The 17,678-nt window shown below is 32.1% G+C and carries 16 protein-coding genes; 9 read left to right on the top strand and 7 right to left on the bottom strand.

From position 1 onward, the window contains the following. Positions 1 to 7: 7 nt before the first annotated feature. The gene (locus AAFU52_RS20535; protein ID WP_024769233.1) at positions 8 to 1,867 is read right to left on the bottom strand and encodes a DNA topoisomerase IV subunit B; all 1,860 of its coding nucleotides are present in this window, start codon (positions 1,865 to 1,867) and stop codon (positions 8 to 10) included. Between the two features lie 262 nt (positions 1,868 to 2,129). Here AAFU52_RS20535 and AAFU52_RS20530 point away from each other — a divergent pair, with 262 nt between their 5' ends. Beyond that, a complete protein-coding gene (locus AAFU52_RS20530) occupies positions 2,130 to 3,335 on the top strand; it encodes a cytochrome-c peroxidase (protein WP_024769232.1) in 1,206 nt (401 codons plus the stop codon). Positions 3,336 to 3,454: 119 nt separating this feature from the next. Here the strand turns inward: AAFU52_RS20530 and AAFU52_RS20525 are convergent, their stop codons facing one another. Then, entirely contained in the window at positions 3,455 to 4,345 is an 891-nt protein-coding gene (locus AAFU52_RS20525) for a LysR family transcriptional regulator (RefSeq protein WP_024769231.1), read from the bottom strand. A gap of 133 nt (positions 4,346 to 4,478) precedes the next feature. On the opposite strand from AAFU52_RS20525, the gene AAFU52_RS20520 reads away from it, so the two are divergent. The 4 genes from AAFU52_RS20520 to ppk2 (AAFU52_RS20505) all read left to right on the top strand — a co-directional run bounded on the left by AAFU52_RS20520 (position 4,479) and on the right by ppk2 (AAFU52_RS20505) (position 7,105). Next, a complete protein-coding gene (locus tag AAFU52_RS20520; protein ID WP_035090762.1) occupies positions 4,479 to 4,871 on the top strand; it encodes a rhodanese-like domain-containing protein in 393 nt (130 codons plus the stop codon). 10 nt (positions 4,872 to 4,881) lie between these two features. Next, the gene (locus AAFU52_RS20515) at positions 4,882 to 5,325 is read left to right on the top strand and encodes a GNAT family N-acetyltransferase (RefSeq protein WP_438423396.1); all 444 of its coding nucleotides are present in this window, start codon (positions 4,882 to 4,884) and stop codon (positions 5,323 to 5,325) included. Positions 5,326 to 5,452: 127 nt separating this feature from the next. Continuing rightward, entirely contained in the window at positions 5,453 to 6,298 is an 846-nt protein-coding gene (gene ppk2 / locus AAFU52_RS20510) for a polyphosphate kinase 2 (protein ID WP_024769228.1), read from the top strand. A 3-nt stretch (positions 6,299 to 6,301) separates the two neighbouring features. Then, positions 6,302 to 7,105: a polyphosphate kinase 2 gene (gene ppk2, locus AAFU52_RS20505; RefSeq protein WP_035090760.1), complete on the top strand. Its 804-nt coding sequence runs from the start codon at positions 6,302 to 6,304 to the stop codon at positions 7,103 to 7,105. A 52-nt stretch (positions 7,106 to 7,157) separates the two neighbouring features. Here the strand turns inward: ppk2 (AAFU52_RS20505) and AAFU52_RS20500 are convergent, their stop codons facing one another. Further along, entirely contained in the window at positions 7,158 to 9,035 is a 1,878-nt protein-coding gene (locus AAFU52_RS20500) for a M61 family metallopeptidase (protein ID WP_438423395.1), read from the bottom strand. Between the two features lie 131 nt (positions 9,036 to 9,166). On the opposite strand from AAFU52_RS20500, the gene AAFU52_RS20495 reads away from it, so the two are divergent. Beyond that, positions 9,167 to 9,943 carry an alpha/beta fold hydrolase gene (locus AAFU52_RS20495; RefSeq protein WP_438423394.1) on the top strand — a complete coding sequence of 259 codons (777 nt, stop codon included), beginning with the start codon at positions 9,167 to 9,169 and terminating at the stop codon, positions 9,941 to 9,943. Positions 9,944 to 10,076: 133 nt separating this feature from the next. Beyond that, positions 10,077 to 12,518 carry a prolyl oligopeptidase family serine peptidase gene (locus AAFU52_RS20490; RefSeq protein WP_438423393.1) on the top strand — a complete coding sequence of 814 codons (2,442 nt, stop codon included), beginning with the start codon at positions 10,077 to 10,079 and terminating at the stop codon, positions 12,516 to 12,518. Between the two features lie 63 nt (positions 12,519 to 12,581). Here AAFU52_RS20490 and AAFU52_RS20485 read toward each other — a convergent pair whose 3' ends face one another. From AAFU52_RS20485 to ychF, 4 genes are all read right to left on the bottom strand, one after another. After that, positions 12,582 to 12,854: a response regulator gene (locus AAFU52_RS20485; RefSeq protein WP_438426649.1), complete on the bottom strand. Its 273-nt coding sequence runs from the start codon at positions 12,852 to 12,854 to the stop codon at positions 12,582 to 12,584. A gap of 23 nt (positions 12,855 to 12,877) precedes the next feature. Continuing rightward, positions 12,878 to 14,083: a sensor histidine kinase gene (locus tag AAFU52_RS20480; protein ID WP_438423392.1), complete on the bottom strand. Its 1,206-nt coding sequence runs from the start codon at positions 14,081 to 14,083 to the stop codon at positions 12,878 to 12,880. 166 nt (positions 14,084 to 14,249) lie between these two features. Then, positions 14,250 to 15,140, bottom strand: a complete 891-nt coding sequence (locus AAFU52_RS20475) for a DMT family transporter (protein ID WP_106793757.1) — start codon at positions 15,138 to 15,140, stop codon at positions 14,250 to 14,252. Positions 15,141 to 15,258: 118 nt separating this feature from the next. Then, entirely contained in the window at positions 15,259 to 16,353 is a 1,095-nt protein-coding gene (gene ychF, locus AAFU52_RS20470) for a redox-regulated ATPase YchF (protein WP_438423391.1), read from the bottom strand. 229 nt (positions 16,354 to 16,582) lie between these two features. Here ychF and AAFU52_RS20465 point away from each other — a divergent pair, with 229 nt between their 5' ends. Together AAFU52_RS20465 and AAFU52_RS20460 are read left to right on the top strand one after the other, a co-directional pair. After that, on the top strand, positions 16,583 to 17,104 hold the full coding sequence (locus AAFU52_RS20465) for a hypothetical protein (protein ID WP_438423390.1): 522 nt from the start codon (positions 16,583 to 16,585) through the stop codon (positions 17,102 to 17,104). Between the two features lie 199 nt (positions 17,105 to 17,303). Further along, a complete protein-coding gene (locus AAFU52_RS20460; protein ID WP_438423389.1) occupies positions 17,304 to 17,471 on the top strand; it encodes a hypothetical protein in 168 nt (55 codons plus the stop codon). Positions 17,472 to 17,678: the final 207 nt, after the last annotated feature.

The raw sequence follows: 17,678 nt of genomic DNA, 5'->3' as shown, positions 1-17,678 counted from the left end.
CTAATAATTATAATTCTTCCTCTATTGTATCAAGTTCTACTTTTAGATTATCTATGATAAATTCTTGTCGTTGTGGTGTGTTTTTTCCCATATAAAAAGACAATAATTCTTCAATCGATTTTTCTTTATCCAGCATTACAGGGTCTAAACGTATATCATCTCCTATAAAGTGTACAAATTCATCTGGAGAAATCTCACCTAATCCCTTAAATCGTGTGATTTCTGGTTTACCCGATAATTTTGCAATAGCATCTCTTCTTTCCTGCTCAGAATAACAATAGATTGTTTCTTTTTTGTTCCGAACTCTAAACAACGGAGTCTGCAATATATATAAATGCCCTTCTTTTATTACTTCGGGAAAGAACTGTAAGAAAAAGGTGATTAACAATAATCGTATGTGCATTCCATCTACATCGGCATCTGTTGCGATTACAATATTATTATATCTTAAATCTTCTAATGATTCTTCTATATTTAATGCTGCTTGTAACAGATTGAATTCTTCATTTTCATAGACAATTTTTTTACTCATGTTATAGCTATTCAACGGTTTTCCGCGTAAGCTAAAAACAGCTTGAGTATTCACGTCTCTGGATTTGGTTATAGATCCACTTGCAGAATCTCCCTCGGTAATAAATAGAGTACTTTCGAGATTACGATCTTTCTTACTATCGGTAAGATGAACACGGCAATCTCTTAATTTCTTATTATGTAGACTGGCTTTTTTTGCTCTTTCTTTTGCCAGTTTCCGAATTCCGGATAAATCTTTACGTTCACGCTCTGCCTGTAATATTTTACGTTGTAGACTTTCAGTAGTATTTGGATTTTTATGTAAGAAGTTATCCAGTTGTGTTTTTACAAAATCATTAATATAGGTTCTTACTGTAGGTAGATCTCCTCCCATTTCCGCAGACCCTAACTTGGTTTTTGTCTGACTTTCAAAAACGGGCTCCATCACTTTTATACTTATCGCAGATACAATGGATTTACGAATATCACTGGCTTCATAGTTTTTACCATAATATTCTCTAATGGTCTTTACTATAGCCTCTCTAAATGCAGCTTGATGTGTTCCTCCTTGTGTAGTATGCTGTCCATTTACAAAAGAATGATACTCCTCACTATATTGTGTTTTACTATGAGTAATCGCGATTTCAATATCATCACCTTGAAGATGAATAATATCATATAATTGATCCTCCTTATTTATAGTATCAGAAAGCAAATCTTTTAATCCATTTTCTGAAAAATATTTCTCTCCATTAAAAATAATGGTCAAACCAGGGTTAAGGTACACATAGTTTTTTAGCATTTTGGCCACATACTCTGCGCGGTACTTATAATGCTTAAATATTGTATTATCTGGTACAAAAGATACTTTAGTTCCTCTTCTACGAGAAGTTTCTTCTAATGTTTCCTGATTTGTAAGGTTTCCTTTTTCGAATTCTGCCGAAGCTGATTTACCGTCTCGAGTAGATTCTACTTTAAAGAATGCAGACAACGCATTAACCGCTTTGGTACCCACTCCATTAAGTCCGACTGATTTTTTAAATGCCCGGGAATCATATTTACCTCCGGTATTCATTTTAGAAACTACGTCTACCACTTTGCCTAGCGGAATCCCACGACCATAATCTCTAACAACTACTTTTTCTCCTTGTATAGAAATCTCAATCGTCTTACCGGCTCCCATTACATATTCATCAATCGAATTGTCGAGTACCTCTTTTACTAAAATATAAATTCCATCATCTGCAGAAGAACCGTCACCTAGTTTCCCGATATACATTCCGGGTCGCATACGTATATGTTCTTTCCAGTCGAGGGATCGTATATTATCTTCGGTATATTTGGTTTCTTTGCTCATAAATTTTGGGTAGAATGCCTGCTAATATAAGGTTTCACTTACAAAATTAAAATAGCCTTTCTACAAAGTAATTAACAAATCGATAGTGAATTTTGTTGATTATTTGGTATGCAGCCATTTGATCCATCTAATTAGACCGTTTTTAAATAAAAAACGGAAATCAAAAGATCATTATTTTAAAATAATTCAAAAAATTTGTGCACAGATTAAACCATTTCTATAAAATGTGGTCATAGTACGTACAACTAAAGATCTCGATACTATGAAAAAAATCCTGCTACTATCAATTTTATTAACTACTTATGCTTGTTCTAATGATGATATATCCAATCAGGAAATCGATATTAATACTGAAACCACTACAGATACAAACCCGGTAACTTCTTCTTTTGATTTCTCTTCGTATTTTAATATTGATTTCGACAATTTATCCAATTATGTAACAATACCTCCTGCCTATATTACAAAAGATAATACAAATGGTAATGAAATCACTAATGAAGGAGCTACTTTAGGTAGAATCTTATTTTATGATAAAAATTTATCTTCTAACAACACTATTTCATGCTCTAGCTGTCACATTCAATCCACTGCTTTTAGTGATAATGCATTGGTAAGTCAAGGTGTAAATGGAACCACCGCCAGGCATTCTATGCGGCTAATTAATTCTAGGTTTGCAGATGAAACAAATTTCTTCTGGGACGAAAGAGCTTCTTCATTAGAAGAACAAACAACAATGCCAATCCAGGATCATGCAGAAATGGGATTTAGCGGTACTAATGGAGATTTAAATTTTGATGGTTTATTAAATAAACTAAATGAAACTGATTATTATCCAGAATTATTTAATTGGGTTTATGGTGAATCAGAAATTACAGAAAATAAAATACAGTTAGCACTAGCTCAATTCATTAGAAGTATTCAATCTTTTGATTCTAGATATGATACAGGAAGAGTTTCTTCTCCAAATGACAGGGCACCATTTACCAATTTTTCGCAAAATGAAAACAATGGAAAACAGTTGTTTTTAGATCGCCCAAACTTTGATGCTGGCGGAAATAGGACTTCTGGTGGAGTTGGTTGTGCTGCATGTCATAGACCACCAGAATTTGATATTGATCCGCAAAGTTTAAATAACGGCTTTATTCATCGTATTGCAACAGTCATAACAGATACTGATTTTACCGTTACCAGAGCTCCCTCTCTACGTGATATTTTTAATCCCGAAGGAGAACTTAATGGTCCTTTAATGCACTTTGCTGTTGACTTAGATCAGGTTATTGATCATTATAATGATATTCCTAATACATCAGACAACCCTCAGCTAGATCGAAGATTAAAGCCTGGAGGGAATCTACAAAATCTACAAATGACAGCTCAAGAAATAAATGATTTGAAAGAGTTTTTATTAACACTCTCAGGAAATGATGTTTATACTAATGAAAAATGGGCTAACCCATTCCTATAGTATAAAGAATTGTTAGCAAAAAACAGTGATTCCTAAGCCTGGAAATCATATCTCATTTAAAACACATTTAGGGTTTAGCATCTCACCTTAAGTGTGTTTTAGATTGTATTTTTCTGAAATCATATACTCAAAAAACTCTCTTCAAAGCTTGAAACAAAATCGTTAATATATTTTTTATTAATGTCTTCTTTTCTAATAACCAGATAATGAGTTCTTTTCACACCATACTTTCCAATGCTTTTAAAAATCAAATCTTTAGGTATTTTTAGTGATTTTATTGCCCATTTCGGCATACATATAACTCCCATATTTGCGTTCACCATTTCTAAAGAAACTTCGGTAAGGGGGATAGCAGAAATTTTTATAGGTGTTATTTTATTGGGTTTTAAGAATTGCTCATAAACTGATACTGTTTCTAATGGAAAAGAATGAATAATCAAATGAATATCCTCAAAATTATCGGCACTTAAATATTCTACTTCGCTATATCTATGCTCTTTGTGCATAATAGCATAGGTTTCATCCTCAAACAATGCAATACTAGACAATTGATCATTTGCTGGTTCTGAAGTAACCAAGGCGATATCAATCTCATTTGATAATAGTTTTGAAATCGGTTGATGCGTGGCTTCAAGAATAAGATCAACATCAATTTGAGGGTATAGCATTCCCATTTTTTGAATGAACCCAGGTAATCCCTGATAAAAAGAATAACACTCTGTACTTACTTTAATACTTCCTTTGGATCCATTTTTTATTTGTTGAATACTATTAAATCCTTGCTCTATAGTTTCCAGTACTTCATTAGCCATCTTATATAGTTCCAAACCTTCTTCAGTTAGTTTCCATTTATTTCTTGTTCTATGAAATACTTTAAAGCCTAACCTTCCTTCTAATTCTTTTAATTGATGACTTAATGCCGATTGAGTTAAAAATAATCGTTCTGATGAGTTAGCGATATTACCTTCTTCAGTAATAGTTTTTATTAATCTAAAATACTTAACATCCATACCTGCAAAGCTACAATAATACTATTGTAACGAATATGAAAATATTTCAGTTACAACATCAAATCATTCATCTAATCTATTAGAAACAGGCTCTAAATTGATGTTACATTTGACAAAATAAAAACGAAGAATTATGGAAAATCAAATTAAATTTTACGAAAACAAATTAGCTTATGAAATGGATCCATCTGACTTATTTGATGCTCTTGAAAAAGAAGAAAACATTGTAGTAGTTGATGCAAGAAAATCTTTTGGGTATGAAAAGGAACATATCCCGACTGCTATTAACTTACCTCATCAAGAGATGACAGTAGAAAACACAGCCCATCTTGACAAAACAAAAACTTATATTTGTTATTGTGATGGTATCGGTTGTAATGCTTCGACCAAGGGAGCATTATATATGACCAGGCTTGGATTCAAAGTAAAAGAATTAATGGGTGGCATTGAATGGTGGAAATTTGATGGATATGCTACCCAGGGAACCAAACCTACTGAAGGTTCCTTAATTCAATGTGCCTGTTAAAAATAAAATCATGACTATTAGATTTGCAAAAGAACAAGATATTAAACAAATTGTTTTACTATGTGAAGCTCACGCAATATATGAAAAAGCAAAGTTTAATTCTAAAGAGAAAGTAACATCACTTTTACACTATATTTTAGGATCAGAGAGTGTTCTAAAATGTGTTGTTGTAGAGCAAAATAATGAGCTTTTGGGTTATGCAACTTTTATGAAACAATTCTCGACCTGGGATGCTGATTTTTATATCTATCTTGATTGTTTGTATCTTAAAGAAGAAACACGAGGAAAAGGAATTGGCGTAAAAATAATGGCTATTGTAAGAGAATATGCTGTATCACAAAATTGTAGTATTATTCAATGGCAAACTCCAGATTTTAATATCGATGCCATTACATTTTATAAAAAAATAGGCTCAAAATCAAAAGCCAAGGAAAGGTTCTTCTGGAAAGTATAGAAAAAAAATAATCTAAATGTATTCTTCTGGTTATTTTATGCAAAAAAATTGCCGTTAAAGATCCATAAAATTCATTTTCTTTTTACCTTTAATGTCTACTTATTTAGAATAACAAATTACAAATTTTATGTTTACACTTGAAGAACTAAATCAAGTCAAAAAACGGAAACATTTGATCAATATTGCTGATCAAAAAAACATCGACATTAAAAAAATATTACAGAAACTTCGATATGAAGAAGAGCTTCGTTTTCTACAAGGAGAACTGGTAAATCTTCAGCAATGGATAGCAAAAAAGAAGTTACGTGTTGCAATAATTTTTGAAGGGAGAGATGCTGCAGGAAAAGGAGGGTCTATAAAGCGATTTACAGAGCACCTTAATCCTCGTTCTATGCGTATTGTTGCATTATCAAAACCTACCGAGGTCGAAAAAGGGCAATGGTATTTTAGAAGATACATTAAAGAATTACCTAATCCAGGAGAAATTGTTTTTTTTGATCGTAGCTGGTATAACCGTGCCGTTGTAGAACCTGTTATGGGGTTTTGTACCAATAAGCAATATAAAAATTTTATGGTTCAGGTTCCAGAATTTGAACATATGCTATATGAAGATGGAGTTATAGTAATCAAATTTTGGTTCTCTATATCAAAAGAAGAGCAAAAAAAACGCTTTGATGCAAGACTACAGAATCCTCTAAAAATATGGAAATTTAGTCCCGTAGACATGAAAGGGCAGCAGCTATGGAACAAATACACTAAATACAAGGAACAAATGTTCTCAAAAACTCATACTACATTTAGCCCCTGGGTTATTGTAAAAACCAATAGTAAGAAAACTGCTCGTTTAGAAAGTATGAGGTATGTATTATCAAGATTTGACTATACGGGTAAATCGAAAGCAAAAACCACATTACTTCCTGATCCTAATGTGATCCTAAGATACTATAGATATATTGAACAAATAGATATTTGATTTATGACGGCAACTCAAAAAACAAAAAATATTAATCTTTCTAAAGAAGATCTGGAAATTCTAAACTCTCCTATTGGTTTAAAATATCTGTTTATGGATAAAAAGACTGATGTTGAAAAGGTATTGAGGATGGTTAAATATGAGATACAATTAAAAGAACTCCAGGCCGAACTTATCAAGTTACAAAACTGGACCATAAAAAATGAGAAGAAAATAGTAATCATTTTTGAAGGTCGTGATGCCGCAGGAAAAGGCGGAGCAATACGCCGTATTACTTCTCATATAAACCCTAGGCATTTTCGCATTGTAGCATTGCCAAAACCTACAAGTGAAGAAGAAGGACAATGGTATTTTCAACGTTATGTTAATCAACTGCCTACACCGGGGGAAATGGTTCTTTTTGATCGTAGTTGGTATAATCGGGCGGTTGTGGAACCTGTTAATGGGTTTTGTACAGAAAACCAGTATACTACATTTATGGGACAGGTAAATGATTTTGAAAGAATGATACTAGAATCGGATACTTATCTTATTAAATTTTATTTTTCAATCACCAAAGAAGAACAAGCTACTCGTTTTAAAGATATCAAATCAAGTCCTTTAAAAAAATGGAAAATGACCCCTGTAGATGAAAAGGCTCAAGCACTCTGGGATGAATATACAAAGTATAAGGTTAAAATGTTTGAAAAAACAAATACCGAGCTTTCTCCCTGGGTTATTATTGAAGCCGATCGCAAAACTGAAGCACGGATTAAAGCAATACAATATGTCTTGAATACGATTCCTTATGAAGAAGATATTATTTAAAACTAAAAAAGGCCCTTGTACAAGGGCCTTTTTTAGTTTTGTTTTGTAAACCCTATCCTTTTAACCAAGTTTTTCTAAGCTCTGATTGCTCCTTTGTAGAATTATCAATTACTTTAAGTTTTTTCCCTTTGGTAAAAGATTTAGTTACTTTAGTTTTAATAACAACTTCCTCTCCTGCTCTATTAAGTTTAACTTCAACATCATCTCCTTCTTGCCATTGAAAAGTTGCACCTAGTATATTATTAGCATTCTGCAATGTCAATTTAGTACCATTCACTTCTACAATATCATCGTTTGGTTTCGCTCCATTTTCTGCCCAGAAGCTATTATCAGAAACTAAATCTGTAAAAAATATAGTTCCTTTTTCCTGATTTCCAGCTACAATTAAAACTCCAGAATTTTGGATATAATTTGTTTCTACTCTTTCTGATTCTACAGATAATCCAACTTTTTTAAAGAATTCTTCATAGTTAATAGGAGTTTTTCCTACAACATGAGTTTTCAAAAATTCACCAATAGCTGGATAAGTCATTGCCGTAATCTCTTCTATAATTTTATCATCGTTAAAAGGTTTGTTTTTACCATATTTAAGAGATAATTCTTTCATCAAAGATAGGATTCCTCGATTCCCATTACTTTCTTCACGCATTAGAATATCAATACACATGCCAATTAGTGCTCCTTTTTCATATACATTAACATAGTTAGCTGCATAAGGTTGATCCAATATATTTTCACTCATTACCGTAAAACTCATTGTATCATCAAATCCACTTGCACTCTGAATTTTACCCATGATTTTATCATAAAACTCCTGCTCTTCTACTAGTCCCTGATTAACCTGAAATAAAGTCGCGAAATATTCGGTTACTCCTTCATACATCCATAAATGCTTTGAAAAAGTGGGCTTATCATAATCAAAGTAATGTACATCTTCAGAATGAACACTAAGAGGGGTTACAATATGGAAAAACTCATGAGAAACGACATCAATCATTGCAGATGCCAATGCTTCTTCTGGCATTTGTTCTGGTAATACTACTACGGTAGACGTATGATGCTCTAGTGCTCCAAATCCCGCAGGGGCATTTTCAGTACTAGGTGCTAAATATAAATATATATCATAACGAGGAGTACTATTGATATCTCCAAGATATGCCTTTTGTCCTTTCATCATTTTAAACACCGTTTCTTTTATCTTAGCTGCGGTATGTACTTTATTTGGTGAATATATACTTAACACAATTTTGATATCTCCTACCATAAATTCTTCGACATCAAGATCTCCATACATCATTGGATTGTCTGTAATTTCAAAATACCGTGTTGCCAAATATTTATCTACAGTAACTACCTTATCATCACTAACTTCTGATCCTACTTTTTGTAACGCAGAAGTTCTCTTCATTTCAGATGGAGCTTTTACCTCTAATGCATACTGGTTATTCTTCAGTACGTCAAAATATCCAATAAATCCATGAAGGTTCAATACATAATTTTTTGGTTCTATATTAGTTCCAGAAGGAGAGAAAGGCGTACCGATGTCTGTGTTCTCTATATCATAGGTGTCATTTACCAGATAACTAATTCTATCAAGCTGCTTGGCATTCGGAATCAACCATGTATTGGTGTCCTTTTTTTCTGTTTTAATTTCATTTCCCTGATAATCAAAAGCCTTAAAATCATCTACAAATTTCCCGAAATCACTTACTGCATAAGTACCTTGAACCACTTTGGGAATACGATATTTTACGGTATCCTGAATAAAGCGTCCTGGATTTATGGTAACCGGAACTTTATCGTCTTTTACCTGAGTTAAATCTATAGCTGTTGCTATAGGTACATTTGTTGCTATATCATTTGTAAGGTTACTGGTTCCACAACCAATTAATAATACACCAATGGAAATCTTGGCTAATGTTTTTTTCATTGTATTGGATTAACTATTTACTATAGCTAGACTTAAAAAAATGTCTAGTGTTTCAACTTTAATGGCGCAAATTATACAATTTGCATAGACTTTAGCTTATTTTTAGCACTTTTTATAACAAAACCACTATTTTGGATTTAATAATTGATAAACAGCGATTACAATTCTCTAAAAGCCCTGAGTTACTAGTACCAGAAAAGGCAACCGTTATTTTCTTACATGATTCTTTAGGGTGTGTTGAATTATGGAAAGATTTCCCCAAAAAAATAGCATTAAAAACGGGGTGCAATATTATTTCTTATGATCGTCAAGGGTATGGTAAATCTGCTCCTTTTATTGCTTCGAAAAGAAACAATAATTACTTAAAAGAAGAAGCATATATTCTAGCAAAAATAATACAAAATCTAGAGTTAAAAAACGTTATCCTATTTGGCCATAGTGATGGCGGAAGTATTGCTTTATTAACTGCAGCTTTGTTTCCAGAAAAAGTTATTGGTATTATTACCGAAGGGGCCCATGTATTTGTAGAACAAGAAACCATTAATGGTATTAAAGCAGCAGTCCTTGCATACCAAAATACTTCTCTTAAAGAGAAATTATATAAATACCACGGAGATAAGACGGATGCGGTTTTTAGATTGTGGGCAGAGACATGGCTTTCTGAAACTTATCAATCCTGGAATATTGAAGAATATTTATCTAAGATTGAATGTCCTTCACTAATAATTCAGGGTGAAAAAGATGAATATGGAACACTGGATCAAGTAAACTCTATTGTAAAAAACACATCGGGGTACTCAAAAGCTTTACTAATACCAGATATTGGGCATACGCCACACAAAGAGAATTCGGAAATTGTGATTGATAAAGTAAGTGATTTTATAGACAGACTAATTGTATCTTGTTAAAGAAATAATAAAATCTAAATTTCTTGTTAATTATTTAGAAACTTGTAACAATTCTTATTTTAAGAACATTAGTAAATACAATAAGTTATTAATCACATTATATTACAAACACATTAATCTAACTTTTTCAATTATGAAATCCATAAAGTCAATTCTATTACTATTCTTTATAGTATGTATTAGCAATGCCCAAGAAAGTGTCGATTACCAGAAGCCTCCTAAAGAAATTTTAGACCTTGTGGACGTATCTCCTGCTCCTTCTGTTCGTGTTGATAAAAAAGGAGAAAATCTAATCTTTCTTTATAGAGATAGTTATAAAACCATCGAAGAGTTATCTGAAAAAGAAATGCGATTGGCTGGGTTACGAATTAATCCAAAAACTAACATTTCTAGTAGAGCGAATTATTTTAATAAAATCAAGTTAAAAAAAACAGATGATAAGGATGCTAGTCAAATTATTGGGTTGTCAGAAAATATGAGGATAGCTAATTTTAAATGGTCTCCCGATCAAAGTAAAGCTGCATTTACAAATACGACATCAAAAGGTGTAGAATTATGGGTCTTGGATATTTCTGAAGGAAAAGCAAGTAAAATTACAGAAGATAATCTAAATGCAAATATGGGAATACCATTTAGATGGTACAGGGATAATTCGGCTTTATTAGTAAAATTCATCCCATCTGATAGAAAAACACTAATTGACACCCAAGAAGCTGTTCCTACAGGTCCTACAATAACTGTTAGTGAAGGAACAAAAGCTCAAAACCGAACATATCAGGATTTATTAAAAAACCCTAATGACGAATATAATTTTGAACAATTAGCTATTTCTGAAATCAAAAAAATAACTCTTGATGGTACCATAACAAATTGGGCTCCTACAGCTATGTATAATGGTTTTTCTTTTTCTCCAGATGGTAATTATGTTATGGCTACTACTGTTCAAAAACCTTTTTCTTACCTGGTTCCGTATAGGCGTTTTCCTCAGGAAACAAAATTATATAAGAATACTGGAGAGGTTATTAAGTCAATAAATAAAGTGCCTCTTAACGAAGTTTTACCAAAAGGGTTTATGTCTACACGGTTAGGTAAAAGATCAATGGTTTGGCGTGCAGATCGTCCTGCTACGATAGTATGGGCAGAAGCTTTAGATAAAGGGGATCCAAAAGTAAAAGTAGAATTTCGTGATGAAATATTTCAACTTAGTGCTCCTTTTACCAAACCTGCTCAATCTATTTTAAAAACAATTGATCGTTATGCAGGAATAGAGTGGACTAACAGTGAACTAGCAATTGCTTATGATTATTGGTGGAATACTAGAAACACCAGAACTTACGTTTTTGATCCATCTAAACCCGATCAAAAACCTAATATCATTCATAATAGAAATTATCAAGATAAATATAATGACCCAGGAGAGCCTGTAAGTATTAAAAATGAATATGGATACTCTGTAATCAATGTTCAAAGTAACACTATCTATTTGATTGGAGATGGTTATACTAAAGATGGGCAATTTCCATTTATTGATAAATTCGATCTAAAATCTAACAAAACTACTCGAATTTATCAATCTGAATTTAAAGACAAAATAGAGAACATTTATTCTGCGATTAACATGAAAAAAGGAGAGTTTTTAATAAGAATAGAATCTCCTACTGAATATCCAAATTATTACATAAGAAATATTAGTAAAACTAATAGTTTAAAACAAATTACTTTTTTCAAAAATCCTTTTGTTAGCATTCAGGGTGTTCATAAAGAAGTAATTAAATATAAAAGAGACGATGGATTAGAACTTTCTGGGACATTATACCTTCCTATTGGTTATGATAAATCAAAAAAAGAAAAAATGCCAATGATTCTATGGGCATACCCTGTTGAGTTTAAGGATAAAACTAGTGCTTCACAATCCACTTCGAACCCTAATGAATTTACATACCCTTTCTGGGGATCAATGTTATATTGGGTTACCCGAGGATATGTAGTATTAGATGATGCTTCATTTCCTATTGTAGGAGAAGGCGATGAAGAACCAAATGACTCTTTTAGGAAGCAATTAGTCGCAAATGGAAAAGCTGCTATAGATGCTGTAAATGCATTGGGATATGTTGATCCAAATAGAGTAGCTGTCGGCGGGCATTCGTACGGGGCCTTTATGACTGCAAATCTACTATCACATTCTAATCTTTATGCAGCAGGAATAGCCAGAAGTGGTGCCTATAATAGAACACTTACTCCTTTTGGTTTTCAAAGTGAAGAACGAAGTTATTGGGAAGCCCCTGAAATATATTATACGATGTCTCCTTTTATGCATGCAGAGAAAATGAAAACCCCTCTTTTATTAATCCATGGAGAAGCTGATAATAATTCAGGAACTTATCCTCTTCAAAGTGAACGGTATTTTAATGCATTAAAAGGTTTGGGTGCTACAACAAGGTTAGTTATGTTACCTAAAGAAAGTCATGGGTATAGAGCGAAAGAATCCATATTACATTTGCTATGGGAACAAGATCAGTGGTTAGAGAAATATGTTAAAAACAGAAAAAAAGTTAAAACAGAAGGAACAAATTAGGAGTGTATAAAAAAGATAGATCTTTTGTACAAAAGATCTATCTTTTTTATACCATGAATAATCTTATGGCAGCAAATGCTTTGTTATAATATTTTTAAGATCATTCTTATTTAATGGTTTATTAATAATATCATTCATTCCTATTTCCATACATTCTTCTTGCACTTCACTTAACTCAGAAGCTGTAAGAGCAATAATAGGTGTGATCTGATTAAATTCTCGTATACGTCTGGTGGCTTCTGTTCCATTAAGATAGGGCATATTTAGATCCATCAGAATAAGATCAAAATCCTCTTTTTTAACCATTTGCAGTGCATTAAAGCCATTCTCTACAATAGTACAGTCATATCCAATTATATTTAAAAGGTTTTGGTAACGATTTGATTTATTTTGTTGTCCTCTGCGACCAATATTCGTCTATAAATAGTATTCATACTACCACTATTCAAATCTATTTCTTTCTCTTCTTTTTCATCTATGATTTCTAATTGTAAATCGAAATGAAACTTGGTCCCCCTACCTTCTTTACTATCCAGATAAATTTCGCTATCCATCATTTCTAAAAGGTTTTTAACAATAGATAAACCTAATCCCGTTCCTTCAGATTTATTAAACTCTCTACCAACCTGAGAAAACTTCTCGAATACAAACTCTTTTTTATCCTCTGGGATTCCTACACCATTATCTTCTACTTCATATCTAATTGTAATCATTTCATTCTCTAAAGAGAGGATTTTTATTCTAAGCCATATCTTGCCATTTTCGGTAAACTTTGATGAATTTCCGATCAGATTAATTAGAACTTCGGATATCTTAAGAGAATCAACATCTAATACATCGGGTAATTCATTTGGTATTTCTAAAACAAGTTCATTGTTTTTGTTTTTTGCCTGATACTCAAAAGAATATAATAAGTTCTGAGAAAGCTTAAGTAGATTTGTGGGAGTCTTTGTAAGTTTTTCATTATTAGACTCAATCTTGCTTATTTTCAATACCTTATTTATTAAATCCAAAAGGTAGTCTCCAGAAAACTTTAATGAATTAAGCAATTTTTTATGCTTTGGCAAAATATCTTTTTCTTCTAATAATAATGTGGTAATCCCTACCACTCCATAAAGAGGAGTTCTTAATTCATGACTTACAGTAGAAATAAATTGAGACTTTGTATTGGTAAGTTTTTCTGCTTCTGCCTTTGCCTCAATAAGCTGTTCATTTTTTTCTTTTAAGACATCACTACTTTTTTTTCTTACTCTATATTTCCAATAAAAGAAAAACAAAGCTATTAGCAGTAGAACAAGACCAACCAATAGCACATTAATAATAGTATCTTTTCTGGCTATTTCTGCCAAATACGCTTCTTTCTCATTGTATTCAGGATCTCTTTGATATCTATCTTCATCAAAGTTTATCTTTTTAACTTCTAATGATTTCGATTTTTCTTTACCTGATTTCTCTAGTGATGACACCTTGTTGCCATCAGTATTATAGTTTATTTGTCCGTAACCGACAATACCTATATATACAAAACAGTACAGTACTATTATTCTTAAACCCCCTTTACCCATAAATATTACAAATCTAATTTACGTTTCCAATATTTTCTTTGGAAAGTAATCCCCATCAACGTAAGTAAGCACCTACTAATTAGAGTGTTAAATTAATGAAAAAACATTAAAAAACGTTCAAAAATAACATTGAAACTTTTTATAGGTGAATAGATTTTACTTTGTTTCATTTTTTCTTTGAGATTACATATACTCCGAAAATCACTATTGCGGCTCCGATTACCTGGACTGTTGACAAATTTTCTCCTAAAACAAAATAAGCCAAAAGGATAGTAGATACAGGGCCCAGACTTGCTATAATCGAAAAATTAGATGCTCCAAGTTTGGCAATAGCTGCAGATACCAAATAAGAAGGTATAATTGTAGAAAAAACTGCCATGATTATACAAATAAGATATACTTCTAACGGATAGTTCATTATATTTTGTCTATCAAAAATCAAATATTGAATAATTATACATAAAGATGAAACTATCATAGCATATGAGGTAAAAGTTACTACTCCAAACTTAGGAATTAACCACCCACTCCCTACGAGGTAAATTGCATAAGTTAATGCGCTCAAGAAAATCAAAGATCCTCCTAAAACAATATGACTAGTTTCGATTTGAAGTTCTCCCCAAAACGTAACGATCACTCCTATATATGTTAGTAAAATAGCTAATAGTTGTTGCTTTGTAATTATACTCTTCAAAAAAATCCGGGAAATAATAATGACTAGTGTTGGATAAATAAAAAGAATTATTCGTTCTAACCCTGCTTTAATGTATTTCAATCCAAGGAAATCAAAATAACTTGCTAAATAATACCCAACAAACCCAAAAAACAAAATCCACAAGTAATCTATTCTTCTAATTTTATCTTTTTCTACAGGTTTTTTATACAAGGCTAATACAATGTATATAGGTAAAGAAAACAACATTCTAAACAGTAATAGATGTTCTGAGCTTATCTCAAATTTATATGCTAATTTGACTAATACTGCTTTTGCAGAGAATAAAACGATACCAATAATTGCCAGTGCAATTCCGTACGAGGATAACTTACTATTTTGCATCTTTCAAAAATAGCAGTATTGTTATTTTTGAAAAATCTAAAAACTTTCTAATTACGATACCCAACAAAAAACCTTTCTGGGAATACCAGAAAGGTTTTATAAATAAATAAAGTATTTTTTACACATTAAATAAGAAATGCATTACATCTCCATCATTCACGATATATGCCTTTCCTTCTACTCCAAGCTTTCCTGCTTCTCTTGCTTTGGATTCACTCCCATATTTTACAAAATCATCATATTTGATAACTTCTGCTCGTATAAAACCTTTCTCAAAATCGGTATGAATTACTCCTGCTGCTTGTGGTGCAGTAGCCCCCACATTAACCGTCCATGCTCTCACTTCCTTAACACCAGCTGTAAAATAAGTTTGCTGGTTTAACAACTTATATGCTGCGCGAATTAATACCGATGCGCCTGCTTCTTCTAATCCCATATCCTGCAAAAATAATTGACGCTCTTCATAATCATCCAATTCAGTAATATCAGCTTCAGTTCCAACAGCTAACACTATTACTTCTGCTTTTTCTGAAGCTACAGTTTCTTTTACCTTTTTCACATATTCGTTTCCGTCTACTGCAGACCCTTCATCAACATTACAAACATAAAGTACAGGCTTATCTGTTATAAACTGTGATGGTTTCACATATGCCGTATGATCGTCTTCAGAAACATCAATTGCTCTAACCGATACCCCGGCTTCTAATCCTTCTTTAAGTTTTAGTAAAATAGCTTCTTCTTTCTGGGCCTCTTTATTACCAGTTTTTGCAGCTCTTTTTACTTTATCCAGTTTTTTTTCTATGCTCTCCAGATCTTTAAGCTGCAATTCGATATCAATCGTTTCTTTATCTCTAATTGGGTCTATCGATCCATCTACATGAACAATATTATCATTATCAAAACAACGCAATACATGTATTATAGCATCTGTTTCTCTAATATTACCTAAAAACTGATTTCCTAATCCTTCTCCTTTACTCGCTCCTTTTACTAAACCTGCAATATCCACAATTTCCACCGTTGCGGGGATTACCCGTTCGGGCACTACTAATTCCTCTAGCTTCTCCAACCTATGGTCTGGTACATTCACCACACCAATATTTGGTTCTATGGTACAAAAAGGAAAATTAGCACTCTGTGCTTTTGCATTAGATAAACAATTAAACAATGTTGATTTTCCAACATTTGGTAACCCTACGATTCCTGCTTTCATGGTACGTATATTAATAATGGTTGGGATATTTTCTATAGTTCACTCCCAATTTTTAAGAGTGCAAAGATAATGCTATTCATATATAGTAAACAAGTACAGATTCATAAGATTATTTAATAAATAGTTTACAGCAAAAATTACCTGTCTAAACATTTATTCTCTTGATGCTGGTACTTAGATTTTAGCATATTTCTGTTTTTTTGTAAATTTATACCTAACAAACACACAAATGAAAACTTTAAAGACTCTAATTACAGCATTATTTATGTTTTGTACTGCTGTTAACCACGGGCAATCTGACGAAAAAAAAGACAAACAAAATTCTTCACAAGAAACAGTGACCAAAACGATTCGTATCAAAGGGCCTAATGGTGAAGAAAAAGTTATTAAAAAACAGGAAGTTATTACCAAAAAAGGTAAAATAAAGCTTAGTTCTGATGGTGAAAACGAGAATCAATCTGCTATTTATGAAGATGATGAAGTAGTAGTACAACAATTTGAAACTACTTCAGATATGGTGGGTTACACTAAAATTGCTGATGAGAAAGGTTTTATAGTAACTTTTTTAAATAAATCCGGAGATAAAGTTGCTAAAGTAAGGCCACTAAAGAACGGGTACTATATTGTAAACTCAGGAGGTAATGATAATTGTCTTGGGCGTTTTGATACAGATGAAAATTTTATTCTAGAAATGTATGATTCTAAAATAGACAAGGTAACTACAATTGTCTATAAATATCAAGCAAACTAAATATTTACTAATACTAATTAATAGTTAAAGCCGAGTTCTACAGGACTCGGCTTTTTTATGACATGTATCACATAAATTTTTTCTGTGTAAATCTCTATTTACAAATAATTTATGATGAATAATAGACTCCACTTTATTTGAAAAACCTAAATTTAAGTAATTATTCAAAATCATAGTATAAATCTTAAAACCAAAAATCATGTTACAAACTATTTTAAGTTTTAAAGGAGTTCAGAAACTTAACAGAAAACAACTTCAGGTTATTAAGGGTTCTGGATGGCCTAGAAATGAACAAGATTGTCTTGCCTGTGGTGGTGAATGGAGCGCTCCCTTGTGTGCATTACCATGGAATTCTCCGTGTGCATAACTAATGATAGTAACTCAAAATTTCGAGAATTAAGGGTGTAAAGATATTAAAGTAAATCTTTACACCCTTAATTTATGAATAACGACTATGTTTTTTGACTTTATAGGCATTTGACACTTCCTCTTTTTAACTGAAATCATCAATAAAATCAAGGATCTAATTAAAAAACACCTGACAGTTTATGCTAAATACCAACCTTTTAAATAT

The sequence above is a fragment of the Aquimarina macrocephali genome, assembly GCF_051627225.1.
In the GTDB taxonomy this organism is placed as follows: domain Bacteria; phylum Bacteroidota; class Bacteroidia; order Flavobacteriales; family Flavobacteriaceae; genus Aquimarina; species Aquimarina macrocephali.
This window is presented reverse-complemented; position numbering and strand designations above follow the sequence as displayed.